Raw genomic sequence first — 18,377 nt, forward strand, 5'->3', positions numbered from 1 at the left:
GCTTCCGCCGTCCGCACCGCTTCCGCCGTCCGCACCGCTTCCGCCGTCCGCACCGCTTCCGCCGTCCGCACCGCTTCCGCCGTCCGCGCCGTCCCCGCGCACCGCGAGGAAGAAGCCCGCCGGGTCGAACCACGACTCCTGCTCGCGCCGCTTCAGGTCGTCCAGCGTCCAGGCGCCCTGCTCCGGATGACTGGCGAAGGCGCGGGCGTTCAGCGCCACCCAGGCCTCCCCGTCTGTGCCGGGGTCGAAGGTGCGCAGCCGTACCCCCTCGGGCAGTTCGAACCCGGGGATGTCGGCGGACAGCGAGCGCCGCATCTGCCACAGCGCCCTGACCTTCACCAGGCCCAGCGAGGCCGCCAGGGCCTCGGCCCCCGGGTGCCCCCCGTGCGCCCACAGCCGCAGCCTGCCCCCGGTCTGCTCCAGTACGGCCCGCAGCAGCCGGTACCCGTAGCCCCGCCGCCGGAAGGCCGGATGGATCACCAGCTCCCCGCTCGGCCCCTCGACCGGGTCCGTGGGGTCCACGTGCGCGTAGCCCGCGAGGGTGTCATCCGCGTAGAGGAGCACCGCGCCCGCGCGTTCGTCGCCTCCGTACCGCAGATGGAGCATCACGTGTTCGTTGAGGGGGCGGACCCCGTCGGTCTCCGTGGCGGCCTCGACCACCGCGAGAACGGCGGCCACCTCTTGTTCGTCGAGTCGTCCCCGATGTTCCACACGCACGTTCATGCCCTGGACTCTAGGCGGGTTCCGGCCCTTGAGGATCACCGGACTGGCAAAAGACGCCAGCTCAGAGCAGGACGAATCGTTACCTTGCAGACATTCCATGCATAGATAGCCCCTCTAATGTCATTGTTCATGATGTCTCGTTCCTTCCAGCGGTTGGCTCTGGCCGGCGTTCTCGCCTCGGCCGGGCTCGTGATCGCGACGGGGCCGGCCGAGGCGGGCGACACCAACAAGCCCGCCAGGACGGTTCCGGTCCGCCTGCTCTCCCTCAACGACTTCCACGGCCACCTGGAGCCTCCGACCGGATCCTCGGGCCGCATGGTCGACGAGAACGGCGCCACCGTGGAGGCCGGCGGCGCCGCGTACGCCGCCACCTACCTCAAGCAGCTCTCGAACAAGAACACGCTGAAGGTCGCCCAGGGTGACCTGATCGGCGCCACCCCGCTGATCTCGGCGGCCTTCCACGACGAGCCGGCGGTGGAGTTCCTCGGCAAGGTCGGCGTCACCACCTCGGCCGTGGGCAACCACGAGTTCGACGAGGGCTACGCCGAGCTCAAGCGCATCATGTACGGCGGCTGCCACCCGGTGGACGGCTGCTCGCCCGCCGGTGAGTGGAAGGGCGCCAAGTACGACTACATCGGCGCCAACGTCCTGCTCAAGCGGAACAACACCGCCGCCGAGAAGAAGGCGCTGGCCGCCCTCGGCCAGAACTCGGCGTCGCTGCGCGCGCTGCTGAAGGACTACGGCATCCCGGCGCTGCCCCCGGTCTCCATCCGCTGGATGAACGGCGTCCCGATCGGCTTCATCGGCCTGGTCACCCAGACCACCCCGAACATCGTCACCGCCGAGGGCATCAAGGACCTGGAGTTCATCGACGAGGTCAAGGCCGCCAACGTCGCCTCCAGGCTGCTCAAGATGGTCGGCGTCAAGGCGCAGGTCGTGCTGGTGCACGAGGGCGACCAGGTCACCCCGAACCAGTCGCCCGACGCCTGCAGCGCCCAGCCGGGCGCGGGCAACCGCATCGCCACCCAGGTGGACGCCGAGATCGACATGATCCTCAGCGGTCACTCGCACCAGGCCTACCTGTGCACGGTCACCGACCCCAAGGGCAACCAGCGCCTCTACAGCCAGGGCGGCTCGTTCGGCCGGGTCATCAGCCAGATCGACTTTCAGGTGGACACGCGCACCCGTGACGTCGTGCGCTCCTCCGTGGTCGCCGACAACCACGTCGTGACCAGGACCGTCACCCCGGACCCGGAGATCTCCGCGTTCGTCCAGACGTGGAAGGACCGCGTCTCCACGGTCGCCAACAAGCCGATCGGCAAGATCTCCGCGGACATCACCAACACCGCGGTGGCCTCCGGCGAGTCCCCGCTGGGCAACCTGATCGCCGACGCCCAGCTCGCCGCGACCAAGACGGGCGGCAACGCCCAGATCGCGCTGATGAACCCGGGCGGCGTCCGGGCCAGCCTCACCTACGCGGGCTCGCCCGCGGGCGAGGGCGACGGCGTTGTGACCTATGGAGAGGCCTTCAGCGTCCAGCCCTTCAACAACCTGATGCAGGTCGTCACCCTCACCGGTGCGCAGCTGAAGACCGTGCTGGAGGAGCAGTTCGTCGGCGGACCCAACAAGCAGGCGTTCACCAAGATCCTGCAGCCGTCGTCGAACTTCACCTACACCTACAGCGCCGGCGCGCCGTGGGGCTCGAAGATCTCCGACATGAAGATCGACGGAGTTGCCGTGACGGACACCCAGACCATCCGGGTCGCCGCCAACAACTTCCTGGTCGGCGGCGGTGACGCCTTCGACACCTTCGAGCTGGGCACCGACCTCTGGAGCGGGCCGCTCGACATCGACGCGTTCGCCGCCTACTTCGCGGCCAACCCGGTGATCGCGCCGCCGGTCCCCAACCACATCACGGTCACGCCGTAGTGGTGGTGGCCGCGGTCGCGACCGCGCATGAATGACGGAGGGCCCGCCGGATCCGTTCCGGCGGGCCCTCTCGGCGTTCCGTTGCGAGCACCCGGCTGTCGTGAGCGCCCGGCTGTCGTGAGCGCCCGGGCGGGCGGGTCAGCGGGGCGGGTCAGCGGCGGGCGGGCTCGCGGTCCTCGCTGTGCTCGTTGCCGCGCTCGGGGACGAACCGGTAGCCGACGTTGCGGACCGTTCCGATCAGCGACTCGTACTCGGCGCCGAGCTTGGCGCGCAGCCGCCGGACGTGCACGTCCACGGTCCGGGTGCCGCCGAAGTAGTCGTATCCCCAGACCTCCTGCAGCAGCTGGGCGCGGGTGAACACCCGGCCGGGGTGCTGCGCGAGATACTTCAGGAGCTCGAACTCCTTGAACGTCAGGTCCAGCGCGCGGCCGCGGAGCCGGGCGGTGTAGGTGGCCTCGTCGATCGACAGGTCGCCGCTGCGGATCTCGTCGGGCACCTCCTCGGCGGCCGACAGGTTCAGCCGGCCCACGGCCAGCCGGAGACGCGCCTCGACCTCGGCCGGGCCGGCGCTGTCGAGGATGACGTCGTCGGCGCCCCACTCGGCGGTCATCGCGGCCAGGCCGCCCTCGGTGACGATCACCAGGAGGGGGCAGTCGATTCCGGTCGTCCGCAACAGCCGGCACAGGCTCTTGGCCTGGACGAGTTCGCGGCGCGCGTCGACGAGGATCGCGTCGGCGGGAGGCGCGTCGATCAGCGCGGACGCCTCGGCCGGGGCGACGCGGACCGAGTGCAGCAGCAGCCCCAGTGCCGGGAGCACCTCCGAGGAGGGTTCCAGGACGTTGGTCAGAAGCAGGAGGTTGCTCAAGGGCACTCCTTCGTCGGGCTCGCCCACAGTTCGTCGCGCGCGGCGGCCCGTGCGTCCGATGGGGTCACGGTGCCTCCTTACCCGCGTCATGCCGGCGGTAGCCGTACAGAAAACACGTAAGGACCCGGGGGCTACGTCGCCCAGGTCCCGTAGGTGAGGATATCCGACGAGAATGGGACGTCCAGTAAGCGTCCACCTGGTGAACAGCCGATATCCGGTTAATTCAATGTGAACGAGTCCGCACAACACGGTTTTCCGAGGAGTTGAACAGCAGATGGCGACGGGAACCATTCGCTATTGGGCGGCGGCGAAGGACGCGGCCGGGGTGGCCGAGGAGCCGTTCGAGGCAGAGACGCTGGCGGAGTTGGTGGTGAACGTCACATCCGGCCGGGAGGAACTGGCCCGGGTGGCGCGGCGCTCCTCCTTCCTCGTGGACGGCAACCCGGTGGGCATGAGGCCGCACGAGGGGATCGTGCTCCCGCAGGGGGCGACGGTGGAGGTGCTGCCGCCTTTCGCCGGTGGGTGACGCCGGCGGATGATGTCTTTTCCGCGCTTCACGGCGGAGTCACGCGAACGTTTCGGGCAAGATTGCCGGGGGAGGTGCCGCGATGGCACTCTGACCTGATCCACGGGCTCGGTCGACGGGTCCGGCCCGGAGCGGGAACGGCTGGAAACGATCGACGAGGAGTCGGATGCGCAAGCTGATCGTCTTTCTGATCCTGCTGCTCGTTCTCGTCGGGATTCTCGACCGCGTCGCGGTCGCGGGGGTCGAGAAGGAGATCGCCACGCGCGCCACCGTGCGCTACGACCTGGACGTCCCGCCCGAGGTGACCATCACCGGCATCCCGTTCCTGACCCAGGCGATCCAGGGCCGTTACCAGGAGGTCAAGGTCGACGTCGGCCGCATCAACCTCGGCGGCGCCGAGGTGTCGGGCGTGGACGCCACGCTGTACGGCGTGCGGGCGCCGCTCTCCGACCTGATAACGAACGCCGAGCAGGTGGACATCCGCGCCGAGCGGGTGGTGGGCGAGGTCGTGATCCCCGAGGAGACGCTGAACCGGCGGGCGCCCCAGGGCATCAGGATCCAGGCCGACGAGGGGGGCCTGGCCGTCAGCGGGGAGATCACCTTCCTGGGCCAGAAGGTGCCGGCGAAGGCCAATCTGAAGATCGAGATGGCCGAGGGGCGGGTGAAGTTCATCCCGGAGAAGGTCACGCTGGGCGGCGGCATCCCGGTGCCCAACCCCGAGCGGTTCATCGCCTACGAGATCCCGATCGGGAAGCTGCCGTTCAACCTCAAGGTCACCGAGGTGACGCCGGTGGCCGACGGGCTGCGGGTCACCGCGGAGGCGGCGGACGTCCCGCTGCGAGGCTGAGCCGCCCCCTTTCCCGGAGCTCTGGTGTCCCCGTGTCTGAACCGATCCGCCCCGCCGTACGTCGTGAGGATGTGAGTCACGCCGGAACCGCCGACGAGCAGCTCGTCAGAGCTCTCTTCGACGAGCACGGCGGGCCGCTGTACGGCTACGCCCTGCGGCTGACGGGCGATTCGGGGAGAGCGGAGGACGTCGTGCAGGAGACGCTGCTGCGGGCCTGGCGGCATCCTGACGCGCTCAGCGGGCGCTCCATCCGCGCGTGGCTGTTCACCGTGGCCCGTAATCTCGTCTTCGACCAGCACCGGGCGCGCAAGTCGCGCCCCCAGGAGACCGGGGACGAGGCGCTGGCCGTGGTCCCCGCCGACGACGAGCTGGAACGGGCCGTGGAGTCCTGGTCGGTGGCCGAGGCGCTGGCCGCACTCCGACCGGAGCACCGCGAGGTGCTCACCGAGATCTACTACCAGGGCAAGTCGGTCAAGGAGGCCGCCGAGACGCTCGGCGTCCCTCCGGGAACGGTGAAGTCGCGCACGTACTACGCGCTGCGGGCGCTCAAGCTGGCCCTGGAGGAGCGGGGGCTCGCGCCATGATGATGACCTGTGACGAAGCCCGCATGTCGCTCGGGGTGTACGTGCTCGGAGCGCTGGACCCCCAGGAGCGCGCCGAGGTCGAGGCGCACCTCGACGGTTGCGCGGGCTGCCGTGCCGAGCTGGAGGAGCTGACCGGGGTCGCCGGGTTCCTGGACCGGGTGTCGGAGGAGGACGTGGCCCACGCGGCCAGCCCGCCGCACGCGGTGCTCGACCGGCTGCTCAACGCCCGGGTACGGCGGCGCAGGCTCACCCGGGTGCTTCTCTCCTTGGCCGCGTCGGTGGTGCTGGTCGGGCTCGGCGGGACCATCTGGGTGACGGCGAGCCAGAACACGGAGGTCCCGTCGGCCGCCTCGGCGCCGGAGCAGGCCGGTCACGGGGCCGCCCGGGACGCCCCCGCCGGGAAGGACGCCGCCGCGGAGGCCCAGGCGGATCAGAAGGCGGCTCCCAGCGCGAGCGCCACCTCCGACAACCAGGCGATGCTGAGCGGCCCCGTGGAGCTGGTGCGCAAGGGGAGCAAGGGCCCCGTCCGCGCCACGGTGACCGCGGTGCCGGGCGAGAAGACGACCGACCTGCGGCTCATGCTCTCGGGGGTGGCCGCGGGCACCCGGTTCCGGCTGGAGGTGATCGGGGTCGGCGGGGAGCGGCAGACCGCCGGGAACTGGACCGTCGACAAGGCCGCCTACGAGGAGTCGGGCGACTTCGCCGGGACCACCACGATCCCGCCGGGGAACATCGAGAGGTTCGAGGTGGTCACCGACGCGGGGCGGGTGCTGGTCGACGTCTCCACCCCCGGCCGCTGAGCGCCGCCCCGAAGCGGGGCGCCGGGACCTCCGCGCCGGATGGGAATGGTCCGGCGACCGTCCGTGTTGTGCTGCTCGATGACCGGGATGATCGGGCCGGCGGTGGCGGCCGCGACGCTCGCCGTGGCCGTGCTCGTGGGCGTGGTGCTGCGGCGGCGCGACGGCGTGCCGCGGGAGGCGAGGGGTGCGGTGGAACGGCTGACGGCGGGCGACCTCGGCGCCGAGCTGGGCGAGCGCGCCACGCTCGTGCAGTTCTCCAGCGCCTTCTGCCAGCCGTGCCGGGCGACCCGCCGGATCCTCACCGAGGTGACGGACATGGTGCCCGGCGTCGCGCACGTGGAGATCGACGCCGAGTCCCGGCTCGAACTCGTCCGTTCCCTGAACATCCTGCGCACCCCGACGGTGCTCGTCCTCGACCGGTCCGGGCGGGTCGTGAAGCGCGCCTCGGGACAGCCGCGCAAGGCCGACGTGATCGCGGCCCTGGGCGCGGCCGTCGAGGGGTGAACCGGGCACCATATCGTGCACCGGACGGGCCTGTCTCAAGAACTGGACATGGATGTGACAGATAGCGGAACGCCGGGGTAATGTCGTCCGCATGCGTCCCACGACAGAGCTGCTCACGAAGCGGCGCGCGGTTGACTTCTGCCGCGTGGCCACCGCGCTCTGTCGCGCTTCCTGAAAGGGCGATCTCAAGCGGCCCCGTGCCGCACCGATCTGCACGACCCTTCGGGAGCATCTAGTGATGCAGGTTGATCCCCGCGCTCTGCGCTTCGCCGCGATCCTCACCAGTGTCGTCCTCGCGCTCGTCCTCATCCTGGACAGCCCGTGGCTGCTGGCGGCCCAGGCCGTGGTGTTCGCGCTGGGCGCCGCCGGTGCCTCGCCGTACGGGATGATCTTCAAAGGGATAGTGAAGAGTCCCCCCGGGGAACTGGAGGACGCCGGGCCGCCGCGCTTCGCGCAGCTGGTCGGGCTCGCCTTCGCCCTGGTGGGCCTGGTCGGATACGCAACACAGATCACGCCACTGGCCCTCGGGGCCACCGCCGCGGCCCTGTTCGCCGCCTTCCTCAACGCCGCGTTCGGCTTCTGCCTCGGCTGCGAGATGTACCTGATCATTCGCCGTCTACTGCCCGCCGCAAGATAACCCCGGAGGAATCCCATGAGCCGCTCCGCCGTCCTGGTGGATGCCGACTGGGTCGAGGCCAACCTCGACACCCCTGGCGTCGTGCTCGTCGAGGTCGACGAGGACACCAGCGCCTACGACAAGGGCCACATCCGTGGCGCCGTGAGGATCGACTGGAGGACGGACCTCCAGGACCCGGTCCGCCGCGACTTCGTGGACCGCGAGGGCTTCTCCGCCCTGCTGTCCGCCCGGGGCATCGCCAACGACGACACCGTGGTCCTGTACGGCGGCAACAACAACTGGTTCGCCGCCTACGCCTACTGGTACTTCAAGCTCTACGGCCACGAGAACGTCAAGCTCCTCGACGGCGGCCGCAAGAAGTGGGAGCTCGACTCCCGCCAGCTGGTCACCGAGGTCCCGGAGCGCCCGGCCACCGACTACGTGGCCAAGGACCAGGACCTGTCGATCCGCGCCTTCCGCGACGACGTCGTGGCCGCGATCGGCAAGCTCAACCTGGTCGACGTGCGCTCGCCCGACGAGTTCACCGGCAAGCTGCTCGCCCCGGCCCACCTCCCGCAGGAGCAGGCCCAGCGCGGCGGCCACGTGCCCACCGCCCGCAACATCCCCTGGTCGAAGGCTGCCAACGACGACGGCACCTTCAAGTCCAACGAGGAGCTGCAGTCGCTCTACGCCGGTGAGGGCGTCGACTTCGGCAAGGACACCATCGCCTACTGCCGCATCGGCGAGCGCTCGGCGCACAGCTGGTTCGTGCTGCACGAGCTGCTCGAGCAGCCCAACGTCAAGAACTACGACGGTTCGTGGACCGAGTACGGCTCGCTCGTGGGCGTGCCGATCGAACTGGGAGAGGCCCGCTGATGACTGTTCCCCAGGGGTGCGCCGCGCCCGAGCAGACCGTCGCCCTGCCCGCCGGGGTCGACCTGTCCACCCAGGCCGTGATCCAGGGCGTCGTGACCGGTGCCCCGGGCACCGCCTACGCCCGCCTGCTCGACCACGCCGGTGAGTTCACCGGGGAGGTCGTCGTCTCCGACGAGGGCGTCTTCCGCTTCTTCGCCGCCCCCGGTGACTGGACCGTCCGCATCATCGCGGGCGGCGGCGTCACCAAGGACATCCCCGCCCAGGCCCATCTGGGCGAGGTCACCCAGCTGTCCGCGGCTCTCTGAGCCGTCCGGCTGAGAAGGACCGGCCACTCCGGAGGGTGCCGGTCCTTTTCGCGTTCACGCGTTTTCGACGCCGCGGGAACCCTCCGTTGAGCTGTGACCGGGGGACGGGATCGCTACGATTCATCGGGTGTCCGGAACGTCTACTATGTCGCCCCCCTCGCCCCCCTCGCCGCCTCCGCCGGCGTCGCCGCCCCGCACCCGGGCGTTCTCGGCGTACGGGCTTCCGGCGCACGCGCTGAGGATCTTCGCCTCCTGCGGCCTGTCGCTGGTCCTGTGGTTCTCGGCGGGCCGTACGATCCGCTGGGCGCTGATGTGGGCGGCCACGGAGGTGGCCCACGGCGACTACCGGCAGGTGCGGCTCATCGTCGTGATGCTCCTGTACACGCTGATCGTGCTGAACGAGCTCGTGGTCATGGTCGGCATGCTGCACTCCGTACGCGGCGCGCTCCGGGAGATCCGGGTGCGCAGGACCGGGGAGGAGGCGGACGAGAGCCTGTTCGGCGCGCTCAACCGGGCCACGCTGATCTTCGCCACGATCTATCTCGCCTGGAGCTTCCACGTGGAGGACGCCAGGGAACTCGTCGCGCTCGACAACATCAAGCAGATCGCCGAGCACGGGATCCTGGCCGGGGCCGCCAGGGACGACTTCGGGACGCTGCTCACCGGGATGGAGGTGTGGATCTCGGTGGCGATCGCGGTGGCGGCCTACGCGCTCAGGACGCTGTTCGCCTGGTGGCACACCAACGGCAAGGGCAGGGCGAGCGGCATGCTCGCCGCCTTCTTCGAGCTGGCCTTCGCCTTCTACGGCATCAACGCGATCTTCACCCTCACCTCGGCGCGCTCGGAGTGGCTGAAGGACCGGGCCGTCGTGGCCACGTTCGAGGGCTGGATCGAGTCGGCCGAGAAGACGATCCCGGTCTGGAAGCCGTTCTGGGACGGCGTCTCGACGGTCTGGCCCCTCGTGGTGGACGCGCTGATCGAGCCGCTGACCTGGCTGACGGTCGCCGCGCTCGTCTACGGCGCCTTCGCCGAGGACACGCGGGCGGTCGTGCGGGGGACCCGCCTGGAGGGCGTGGCCGACCGCATGGACGACCGCACGCACTCCCTGACCCGCTCGACCGTGACCGTGACCACGACGACGACCGGTCTCCGGGAGCGCTGGGTGCCGCCCGTCAACGCCTTCCGGCTCCTCACCCGGGGAGGGTGGGCGCTGTTCGGGACGTTCTGCCTGTGCTATGTCGCGCTCCACGTGGGGATGGAGTACGCCGACCGTGCGTTCCGGACGTTGGTCGGCACCGACTTCCCGCACTTCTGGCTGCTGTTCGGCCACCCCGTGGACTTCGTGCGGAACCTGATCGTGGCGACGCTGACGGTCTGCCTGCTGGCGGCCACGTTCGACATCGCGTCCACCCGCAGCCGCGAGTCGGGGGAGCCGGACGAGGAGGGCGAGGCGTCCGGCTCCTGAACGGCGGCACCCGCGAGGCGGGCCGGGGACTCACCGCCTGAACAGCAGCACCTGGTCCTGGGGCTCCTGCTCCTTCTGCTGCGGGTCGGGCTTGAACAGATCGGCGACGTCCACTTCCTCGATCGGCAGCTCGGCCGTGGAGGGGATGATCTGGACCTCGACCTCGCCGGCCACGGCCGCGGGGACCACGGCGACCACGTTGTACCGGTACGGGGTACCGATCTTGTGCTCCCCGGCCTCTAGGGGGAGGTTGTGGTCGCTGACCAGCGCCTGCCAGTTCCGGCCGTCGGGATGCACGACCTTGATGGTGGGATCCGCCCGGCGGAGCACCCCCTGCTGGTCCAGGGAGGTCCTGACCACGGTGATCTGCAGCCACTTGCGGCCCGGCTTGGCGGCCTGGCCGTCGACGCTGTCCTTGGGCTCGACCTTGACCTGCCATGCCACGTGCTTGTGCTTCACCGTGGCGCCCGCGGCCACGACATGGACCTGCTCGACGGGATAACGGAGCCGGTAGAAGAGGTAGTCGTCCAGGGTGGGGACCCCGGCGGCCAGCGCCACGGCGACGACCGTCCCGGCGATCCGCAGTGCCGTACGGCGGCGCGGCGCGGGGGCGGCGGCCGGGGAGGCCTCCTCCGGTTCCGCCGGAGTCCCGGCCTCGGATCCGTCCTCTGACGGCGGTGCGGCCGTGCCGGCGGGCTGGAACGCCGGGGCGGTGCCGGCGGCGAAGCCGGGCGGCAACGGCGAGGGGATCGAGGGGAAGGGCTGGGTCGAGGTGCCCGGCCCGTCGTCGGCGGGCCGGGGCGGCGGCGGCCAGACCTGCTGGTCGGGGAAGGTCTGCCGCGGGCGGAGCCACGGCAGACTCTCCGGCTGAGCGGGCGCGGGAGGCGGCGGCGGGGACGGCGGGGCGGCCGGGCGAGGAGTCCGCGGGGGAGCGAAGGCTCCGGGGTGGGCCGTCTGCGCAGGCACGGGGGGAGCGGGGGGCGCGGTCGGGTGAGGGCCCTGCGGGGGTGCGAAGACCCCGGTCTGGTGTGCCTGCGGAGGGGCGGGGGCGGCAGGGGGCGCGGCCCGGTGGTGTGCCTGCGGAGGGGCGGGGGCGGCGGCCCGGTGGGGCGCTTCGGGCTCGGGAGTCCCGGGCGGCAGCGGCCAGGTGCCGGTGTCGGGCCAGGGCGCGCCCCGGTAGGGCTCCTCCTGGGGGGCCGCGTGCCGGGGTTCCTGGGGAACGGCGTGCCGTACATCCTGCTCCGGGGCCGCGTGCCGAGGCTCTTGGGGAACGGCGTGCCGGGACTCCTGCGGGGCGGCGTATCGGAAATCCCGCTCGTGGGGGGTCACGGGCGGGGGAGCCGCGTGCTGAGGGGCGGCGTGCTGAGGGGGCGCGGGCTGGGGAGCCGTGTGCTGGGGCACGGCGTGCTGAGGACCTGCGTGCTGAGGAGCCGCGTGCTGGGAGGCCGTGTGCTGGGAGGCCGTGTGCTGGGGGGCGGCGTGCTGAGGACCTGCGTGCTGGGGAGCCGCGTGCTGGGGGGCGGCGTGCCGCTGTGGCGGGCGGGCGCCGTGACGCGCGGGCGGCTGCTCCTGGAGCGGCGGCTGGGCCGGAGGCGTGTCCCACAGGCCGGGCGCCGGAGGCTCCTCGGGCGTCACCGGCCGGTCCTGGCGGGGAGCGAACCAGTCGCGGGGGCCCTCCCCCTCGGGAGGCGGCGTCGCGGTCACTTCTTGCTCCCGAGCTGGTAGACGTCCTTCGCACCGGAGACCAGACGCCGCGCGGCCGCCTCGTCCAGGCCCAGGTCGATCTCCACCTCCGGCGGGTAGACCTCGCCGACGATCTCGACCGGCAGGCCCACCACGATCCGGGCGCCCTCCAGGGCCGAGGCCGGGACGTCGAAGACCGCCACGCCGTCGACCCACCAGCCCGGCTGGATGTAGGGCTCGGTGATGGTCAATGAGGGCTTCACCTTCTCGGTGGCCGTGTAGCGCTTGCCGTCCCCGCTCAGCAGCACGGGAGGGCCGAACCTCTGCGGGTCGCGCGGGGAGGTCGCCGCCAGCTCGACGACCACGAAGATCCCCGAGGTGGTGGCCTTCTCCGGCTCTCCGGACAGCTGCGCGATCTCGATGCTCTTGGCGCCGTGCACCGCCTTCACCTTCACGGTGAACCGCGAGGAGGCGACCTCCTCGCCCACCCCGCCGGTCCACGTCAGCGGGGCGCCGCGGTCCTCGCGCTTCTCGGCCGCCGACTGCAGGGCCACCGCGGCGGCGGCCAGGGCGAGCCCGGCGAGCGCGGCACCCACCCGGCGCAACCGGCTCGGGGAGGAGCCGGACCCGCGACGCCGGGCGGCCGTCTCGGGCCTGGCGGGGGTTATGGTGCTCACCGGCGCGCTCCCTTCCGCCTGGCGGGGGTCACGGTGCTCATCCGCCCGTGCCCCCGCGCTGGACCGGCAGGACGACCTGCGCCTCGACCTTCGGCGGCGCCTTCTCGCCGTCGCCGTCCGTTTCCAGGGTCAGGCCGAATTCGGCGCCGGTGAAACTCTCCCAGTCGGGGTCGAACGTGCCGACGTCGAGCTGGAGGCTCGGCGGCGCCTCCTGGCCCTCGGCCAGCTCGTATCTGATCACGACGGTGGAGGTCATGCCCGGATGCAGCTGACGGCTGACCACGCCCTCGTCGGGGATCATCGCGATCGGCCCGAGCTCGCTCTTGATCTCCGGGGTCACCTTCAGGATGGACCTGCCGTACAGCAGGCCCTGTTTGCCGCCGTAGCCGGGAGTCCCCACGCTCTCGGTCTTGTCGCCCTTGTTGGTGACCTCGAGCTCGATCTCCACGAAGTTCTTGCCGTCGCCGCCGTACACGTCGGGCTGGAAAACGGTCCGCGCCGTCACGAACTTGGTGGTGAACAGCTTCTGGTCGACGACGGCTCCCGGACCCAGCCGCGACGGAGGCCTCTTGGCCGCCTCCGCGAAGCCGCCGAAGGCGGCGGTGATCCCCAGGACGGTGGCGATCACCAGAGCGGTGAGGGGCACCGCGACCGCGCGCCGCCGTCTGGTACCGCCGCCGGGGGGAGACGTCATGAGAATGCATGTTAATGGCTGATCTCAATATCATCTGACCCATCCATCCCATAAGTCATGGTGAGCCCGGGGAAAATACAGTGGATTGCCGGGAACGCTGCCCTAATAGGTGGTGCAGCTTTTACGCTGTCACGGAGGCGGACGAGAGCCCTATGGCGGAGGTTCCGTGACGGACGTGCATCCCGAGCATGCGCAGCTCCAGGCGGACCGGATCTACCTGGGCTGGCAATATGCCCTGCTGCACCCTGATCCGGGCCCCGCCCCCAGACGTCCGTCCCCCGCCGAGGACCCGATCCCCGAGATCGACCCCGAGTGGATGCGCCGCGAGCGGCTCAACGAGGACCTGCTGAACCGCCCGGTCAAGGTCGTGCGCGGGTTCATGGTCCTGCTGGGCCTGATCATCCTCGGCATCGCCGTCACGGGGTGGATGAGCTGGGCGTTCGCCTCGGTCGGGCTGGTCGTCGCGCTCGGCATCGCCGGTTTCTGCACCTACGCGATCCTCCAGGGGGACCGGGCGGTCCGCCACCGGATCGAGGAGCGCAGGGCGGCCGGGGAGCGGCTGCGGAAGGAACGTGACAGGGAGCACCACCGGGCCCAGGAGGAGCACGCCGCCCGCTATCGCGAGTGGGCAGAGCGCAAGGAGCGGTACGACCGCCAGATCACCTGGTACGCCGTGGCCGTGCCCGACGAGATCGACCGCATCGACGTGGCCGGCGGCACGCTGCCCGGGTGGTCGGCGCTCATCACCCTGCTGGGCGCGACCCGCCTCTACAGCGGCGGCCACCTGACCGTGCTCGACCTGTCCGAGGGCGCGGTCGCCAAGGACCTGATCGAGCTGGCCCGCCGGGGCGGCGACGAGCCGCTGGTCTGGGTGCTCCCGGTGGACCTGCCCAGGCTCGACCTCGGGGCGACCCTGGCGCCCGAGGCCTTCGCCGACGTGCTCGCCCACGTGGTGAGCGTCAGCGAGGAGCACCGCACGACCCGCGACCTGTCCTTCGACAACGCGATCCTGGAGCGGGTCCTGGAGGTCCTGGGCGAGAACGCCACGATCAACCAGGTGACCGCCGCGCTGCGGGCCCTGGCCCAGGTGGGCGACCCCCGGGACGACCTGCGCTACGGGCTGATCACCGCGACCCAGCTGGAGCGGATCGGCACGCTGTTCGGCCGCGGGGTCAGCGACCGGGTGGTGATCGAGCGCGCCTGGGCGCTGGAGTCGCAGCTGCGCAAGCTGGAGACGCTCGGCTCGGAGGCCGTACGGCTCCCGCCCGCGCGCCTGCGGGTGGTGTCCATGGACCGCCAGGCGGGGGTCTTCGGCAACCGCGTCCTGGGCACCTACGTGGCCACCGCCCTCACCCACATCCTGCGCCAGTCGCCCACCTCGGAGCGGCCGTGGTACCACACGATCATCGTCGCGGGGGCGGACAAGCTCCGCGGCGACGTGCTCGACCGGCTGATGGACGCCTGCGAGACCTCCAGGACCGGGCTGGTGCTGACCTACCGCTCCCTCACCCCGACCGTGCGGGAGCGGCTGGGCCGGGGGCACGCGGCGGTGACGTTCATGCGGCTGGGCAACGCCGAGGACGCCCGGGTGGCCAGCGAGCACGTCGGCACCGAGCACCGGCTGGAGCTCGCCCAGCTCACCGAGACGGTCAGCGCCGCGGGCGCCGGCCTCGACGGCGGTTACACCTCCACGATCGGCCGGGCGGGCGACGACGAGGAGCGCGACGTCGGCCACGCCGACCTGAGAGAGGACATCACCGAGTCCACCGAATGGGGCCGCCGGGCGAGCAAGGCCATGGGGGAGACCGAGCGGGTCCTGCACCGTTCCCGGGAGTTCCTCGTCGAGCCGCACCAGCTCCAGCAGCTCCCCACCACCTCGGTGATCGTCACCGACGCCACCGCCGACGGCCGCCGGGTACGGCTCGCCGACGCCAACCCGGCGATCCTGACCTTCCCCAAGACCACGCTGGGGGAGTTCGACGAGATCCGGGAGGCGACGCTGGAGATCATCCGGGAGCCGGAGGCGGAGGAGCAGCCACGCGAACCCACCCCTTTCGAGGCGGCCCCGCCCAATCTGGGCCCCCCGCCGCCCCGGCTCGACTGGCGCAGGCGCCAGTGACCGGGCGCACACGCCAACGAATCGTCCGGATGGGGTAATGGCATGGTCAATGCGGAGGTGCGGTCCATGGAAGAAGTTCGACGGTAGTCGTGTCACGAAGTCTCACCCGGTCCGGGTGGGCGGATCGGTGAAGCGTCAACCCTCCGGCCCGGAGCCGGTTCCCCAGGGTGGAGAACCCAATGCAGCAGATCGTGTCCCGTCTTCCGTACGGCCTGACCGGTCCCTGGTACCGCATTCAGGCGATCACGGCGCCGTCACGCAGCTCATCGGCCGAGTGGGACTTCGTCACCGTCCTGCCGGCCGCGCTCTCGGCGGCCCAGCGCGACCGTCCCTTCGTGATCGGATGGCTCTCCCGGGGATCCGGCGCGCCACTGGAACTGATCACCAACGCCGGGCCGCTGACCCCGCCGCGCCCCCCGCGCCGGGCCGCCGACTTCGAGTCCGAGCCGGCGCCGGGCGGCCCCGAGCCGCTGCTGTTCCCCGGCGGGGCCCGGGGCGTGGAGATCGGCGACGAGTGGCTACGTGACCTCTCCGACCTGGTCTGGGCGAGCTGCCCCGGACGGCAGGCGCCGCCGCTGGACGGCCGGCGCGAGCCGGACCCCGACGAGGTGCGGCGGCCGACCCTGTTCGAGTCCACCCTCGTCACACTGATGTCCCGGCCGTTCGCCTGGCTGGTGGTGGCCGAGCCGACCGACCTGCTGGACGCCGAGGTCTCACACCTGCGGACCCAGCTCAACGTGCTGCGGCAGTACGGCGACGCCTCCGAGCGGTCCCGCTACGACGTCGAGCGGGCCGAGCGGCGCATGCAGGAGCTCGACGCCTTCCGCGAGGCCGGGCTGTGGAACGTGCGGGTGCTGGCCGGGGCCGCCGGGCCCGAGGAACTGCGGCAGATCGCCCCGGTGCTGGTCGGCTCGGTGGAGATGAGCCACCACCCCTACCGCCTGCGCAGCGCGCTGTCCGGCCCGATGCTCCCCCTCGGGGAGGCGCTCTCGGCGGCCATGCAGGATCCGGCCGACGGCGCCGCCACGCCCTTCGCGGCCACCGCCGGGGCGCTGGCCGCACTGGCCGGGCTGCCGCGCCGGGAGGTGCCCGGCGTGCGGGTGCTCGACGCGGGCTTCTTCGACGTGACCAGCGAGGCCGGCGGGACGCCCGGCGAGCCGGTCCTCGACCTCGGGGCGATCATGGACGGCCAGGACCGCGCGGTCGGGTCGTTCGCGGTCCCCCTGGCGACCCTGAACCGGCACGCGTTCGTCACCGGCTCGACCGGGTCCGGCAAGTCGCAGACGGTCCGCCACCTGCTGGAACAGCTCACCGTCGCGGGCATCCCGTGGCTGGCCATCGAACCGGCCAAGTCCGAGTACGCCGCGATGGGCGGCCGCGTCGAGCACCTCGCCCCGGTGACCGTGATCAACCCCTCGGACCCCGACAACGTGCCCTTCAGCGTCAACCCGCTGGCCCCCGAGCCCGGCTATCCGGTCCAGGCCCACATCGACATGGTCCGGGCGCTGTTCATGGCGGCCTTCGACGCCGAGGAGCCGTTCCCGCAGATCATGTCGCTGGCCCTGCAGCGGGTGTACGAGGCCAACGGCTGGGACGTCGTCACCGGCGGCGCGGCCCCGGGGGCGGCGGTACGGCCCGCCGTACCGACCCTGGAGCAGCTCCAGCGGCACGCGATGGACGTGATCAGGGAGATCGGCTACGGCCGGGAGGTCCAGGCGGACGTCGAGGGCTTCATCTCGCTGCGGCTGCGCTCGCTCCGGATCGGCTCGGCCGGGCGGTTCTTCGAGGGCGGCCACCCCGCCGACATCGGCGACCTGCTCCAGCGCAACGTGGTCCTGGCCATCGAGGACGTGGCCAACGACGAGGACAAGGCGTTCCTGATGGGCACGCTGATCATCCGGATCGTGGAGCACCTCCGGATGCGGGCCAGGACCGCCAAGACGTCCGGGCTCCGGCACGTGATCGTGATCGAGGAGGCGCACCGGCTGCTGCGCGACCGGGGCGCGGGCCGGGCCAGCACGCACGCCGTCGAGCTGCTGGCCGGGATGCTGGCCGAGATCCGCGCGTACGGCGAGGGCATCGTGGTGGCCGAGCAGATCCCCACCAAGCTGGTCCCCGACGTGGTGAAGAACACCGCGCTGAAGGTCGTGCACCGGCTGCCCGCCGAGGACGACCGCCGGCTGGTCGGCGCCGCGATGAACCTCAGCGAGGAGCAGTCCCGGCAGGTCGTCTCGTTGCGGCCGGGGACGGCGGCGGTCTTCGCCGACGGGATGGACCGGCCGGTCCGCGTCCAGGTGCCGCTGGGAGAGGACCGCGAGCGCGCGGTCCCCGGGCAGACCCCGCCCATCTGCGGGCGCCGCTCGACGGCGTGCGGCCAGGAGTGCCGGACCGGGCGGGCGTGCACGCTGGTCGAGCTGCGCGAGGCCGACCTGCTGGCCGAGGCCCCCGAGTGGGCGTGGCTGCGCATCTGGACCGACGCGCTGGTGCTGGCGTTCTGCGTCGACCGGCCGCTGCCGGGCGCCCCCCGGGTGGTGTCGGAGCTGTGGGCGGAGCTTCCCGCGCGGCGGCGCGAGTGCCTGCTGGCCACCGCCGTGGAGCGCGCCGTCGCCCGGCGGGCCTGGTCGCTGCGTACCGTCGCCGACCCGGCCGAGCTGACCGAGCGGGTCGCCGCGGCCGCCACCCGGCTGCTGGGGCCCGAGCGCACGCCCGGCGAGCGGCCGGGGACCGCGTGGGTGATCCCGCAGGTGCAGTGGCTGCACGAGGTGGAGCGGCTGTTCCCCTACGGGCACCCGGCGCCCGACCCGCACGCTCCCGCGCCGGCCATGGAGTACGAGCTGTTCAGCCGTCCGGCGAGCGGCGCCGAGCTGCTCGGCCACCGCGCCAGGGCACTGCGGCACCACCCCCTGTCCATGGAGGTGGAGCTCAACCGGGCCCTGGCCTGGCGGGTCCTGCTGGGCGACGACGATCATTCGGAAGTGGAAAGGGACATCCTCATGGTCACGATCGGGGTCGACCCGTCCGAGCGGCTGCGGCACGTGGCCCAGACGATGGGGGCGGGGTGGCTGGAGGGCGTGCTGTCCTGGCCGAACCGCTTCGTCCTGCCGTTCGACACCGAGTCGCAGGAGAGCGCGGAGCTGGCCTTCACCGAGTGAGGGCTCCCGGCT

The 18,377-nt window shown here is 71.7% G+C and carries 18 protein-coding genes; 13 read left to right on the forward strand and 5 right to left on the reverse strand.

Annotated elements, in window-relative coordinates; translation table 11 throughout:
- Window positions 1-723, reverse strand: a 723-nt coding sequence (mshD, locus tag Psi01_RS09050; RefSeq protein ID WP_204063499.1) for a mycothiol synthase, incomplete at its 3' end; no start/stop codon positions are given.
- Between the two features lie 129 nt (window positions 724-852).
- On the opposite strand from mshD, the gene Psi01_RS09055 reads away from it, so the two are divergent.
- A complete protein-coding gene (locus tag Psi01_RS09055) occupies window positions 853-2,652 on the forward strand; it encodes a bifunctional metallophosphatase/5'-nucleotidase (protein WP_239127357.1) in 1,800 nt (599 codons plus the stop codon).
- Between the two features lie 151 nt (window positions 2,653-2,803).
- Here the strand turns inward: Psi01_RS09055 and Psi01_RS09060 are convergent, their stop codons facing one another.
- Window positions 2,804-3,517: a response regulator transcription factor gene (locus tag Psi01_RS09060; protein ID WP_203877304.1), complete on the reverse strand. Its 714-nt coding sequence runs from the start codon at window positions 3,515-3,517 to the stop codon at window positions 2,804-2,806.
- Window positions 3,518-3,791: 274 nt separating this feature from the next.
- Between Psi01_RS09060 and Psi01_RS09065 the strand changes: the two genes are divergently transcribed.
- From Psi01_RS09065 to Psi01_RS09105, 10 genes are all read left to right on the forward strand, one after another.
- Window positions 3,792-4,043: a MoaD/ThiS family protein gene (locus Psi01_RS09065; protein WP_204063501.1), complete on the forward strand. Its 252-nt coding sequence runs from the start codon at window positions 3,792-3,794 to the stop codon at window positions 4,041-4,043.
- Window positions 4,044-4,209: 166 nt separating this feature from the next.
- The gene (locus Psi01_RS09070; protein WP_204063502.1) at window positions 4,210-4,890 is read left to right on the forward strand and encodes an LmeA family phospholipid-binding protein; all 681 of its coding nucleotides are present in this window, start codon (window positions 4,210-4,212) and stop codon (window positions 4,888-4,890) included.
- Window positions 4,891-4,961: 71 nt separating this feature from the next.
- Window positions 4,962-5,474 (forward strand): sigma-70 family RNA polymerase sigma factor, encoded by a 513-nt coding sequence (locus Psi01_RS09075; protein WP_203877301.1) that lies wholly within the window; start codon window positions 4,962-4,964, stop codon window positions 5,472-5,474.
- Window positions 5,471-6,274, forward strand: a complete 804-nt coding sequence (locus Psi01_RS09080; protein ID WP_239127359.1) for an anti-sigma factor family protein — start codon at window positions 5,471-5,473, stop codon at window positions 6,272-6,274. The genes Psi01_RS09075 and Psi01_RS09080 overlap by 4 nt, the downstream gene beginning before the upstream one ends.
- 87 nt (window positions 6,275-6,361) lie before the next feature.
- A complete protein-coding gene (locus Psi01_RS09085; RefSeq protein WP_373872477.1) occupies window positions 6,362-6,778 on the forward strand; it encodes a TlpA family protein disulfide reductase in 417 nt (138 codons plus the stop codon).
- Between the two features lie 91 nt (window positions 6,779-6,869).
- Window positions 6,870-6,953, forward strand: coding sequence for a putative leader peptide (locus tag Psi01_RS44540; protein ID WP_373872478.1), 84 nt, complete (start codon window positions 6,870-6,872; stop codon window positions 6,951-6,953).
- Window positions 6,954-7,016: 63 nt separating this feature from the next.
- On the forward strand, window positions 7,017-7,415 hold the full coding sequence (locus Psi01_RS09090) for a DUF4395 domain-containing protein (RefSeq protein WP_204063504.1): 399 nt from the start codon (window positions 7,017-7,019) through the stop codon (window positions 7,413-7,415).
- A gap of 15 nt (window positions 7,416-7,430) precedes the next feature.
- Window positions 7,431-8,270 carry a sulfurtransferase gene (locus Psi01_RS09095; RefSeq protein WP_204063505.1) on the forward strand — a complete coding sequence of 280 codons (840 nt, stop codon included), beginning with the start codon at window positions 7,431-7,433 and terminating at the stop codon, window positions 8,268-8,270.
- Window positions 8,270-8,575 carry a DUF1416 domain-containing protein gene (locus Psi01_RS09100; RefSeq protein ID WP_204063506.1) on the forward strand — a complete coding sequence of 102 codons (306 nt, stop codon included), beginning with the start codon at window positions 8,270-8,272 and terminating at the stop codon, window positions 8,573-8,575. The genes Psi01_RS09095 and Psi01_RS09100 overlap by 1 nt, the downstream gene beginning before the upstream one ends.
- 145 nt (window positions 8,576-8,720) lie before the next feature.
- The gene (locus Psi01_RS09105) at window positions 8,721-10,040 is read left to right on the forward strand and encodes a hypothetical protein (protein ID WP_204063507.1); all 1,320 of its coding nucleotides are present in this window, start codon (window positions 8,721-8,723) and stop codon (window positions 10,038-10,040) included.
- 30 nt (window positions 10,041-10,070) lie between these two features.
- Here the strand turns inward: Psi01_RS09105 and Psi01_RS09110 are convergent, their stop codons facing one another.
- The 3 genes from Psi01_RS09110 to Psi01_RS09120 all read right to left on the reverse strand — a co-directional run bounded on the left by Psi01_RS09110 (window position 10,071) and on the right by Psi01_RS09120 (window position 13,094).
- Window positions 10,071-11,006 carry a hypothetical protein gene (locus tag Psi01_RS09110; RefSeq protein WP_204063508.1) on the reverse strand — a complete coding sequence of 312 codons (936 nt, stop codon included), beginning with the start codon at window positions 11,004-11,006 and terminating at the stop codon, window positions 10,071-10,073.
- A 734-nt stretch (window positions 11,007-11,740) separates the two neighbouring features.
- On the reverse strand, window positions 11,741-12,400 hold the full coding sequence (locus tag Psi01_RS09115; protein ID WP_204063509.1) for a DUF4352 domain-containing protein: 660 nt from the start codon (window positions 12,398-12,400) through the stop codon (window positions 11,741-11,743).
- 37 nt (window positions 12,401-12,437) lie between these two features.
- Entirely contained in the window at window positions 12,438-13,094 is a 657-nt protein-coding gene (locus tag Psi01_RS09120) for a hypothetical protein (RefSeq protein ID WP_204063510.1), read from the reverse strand.
- A gap of 166 nt (window positions 13,095-13,260) precedes the next feature.
- Between Psi01_RS09120 and Psi01_RS09125 the strand changes: the two genes are divergently transcribed.
- Window positions 13,261-15,213, forward strand: a complete 1,953-nt coding sequence (locus Psi01_RS09125; RefSeq protein WP_204063511.1) for a DUF2892 domain-containing protein — start codon at window positions 13,261-13,263, stop codon at window positions 15,211-15,213.
- A 179-nt stretch (window positions 15,214-15,392) separates the two neighbouring features.
- Window positions 15,393-18,365: an ATP-binding protein gene (locus tag Psi01_RS09130; RefSeq protein ID WP_204063512.1), complete on the forward strand. Its 2,973-nt coding sequence runs from the start codon at window positions 15,393-15,395 to the stop codon at window positions 18,363-18,365.
- The last annotated feature ends 12 nt before the right edge of the window (window positions 18,366-18,377 follow it).

This window comes from Paraplanobispora siamensis (genome assembly GCF_016863175.1).
Classification (GTDB): Bacteria; Actinomycetota; Actinomycetes; order Streptosporangiales; family Streptosporangiaceae; genus Planobispora; species Planobispora siamensis.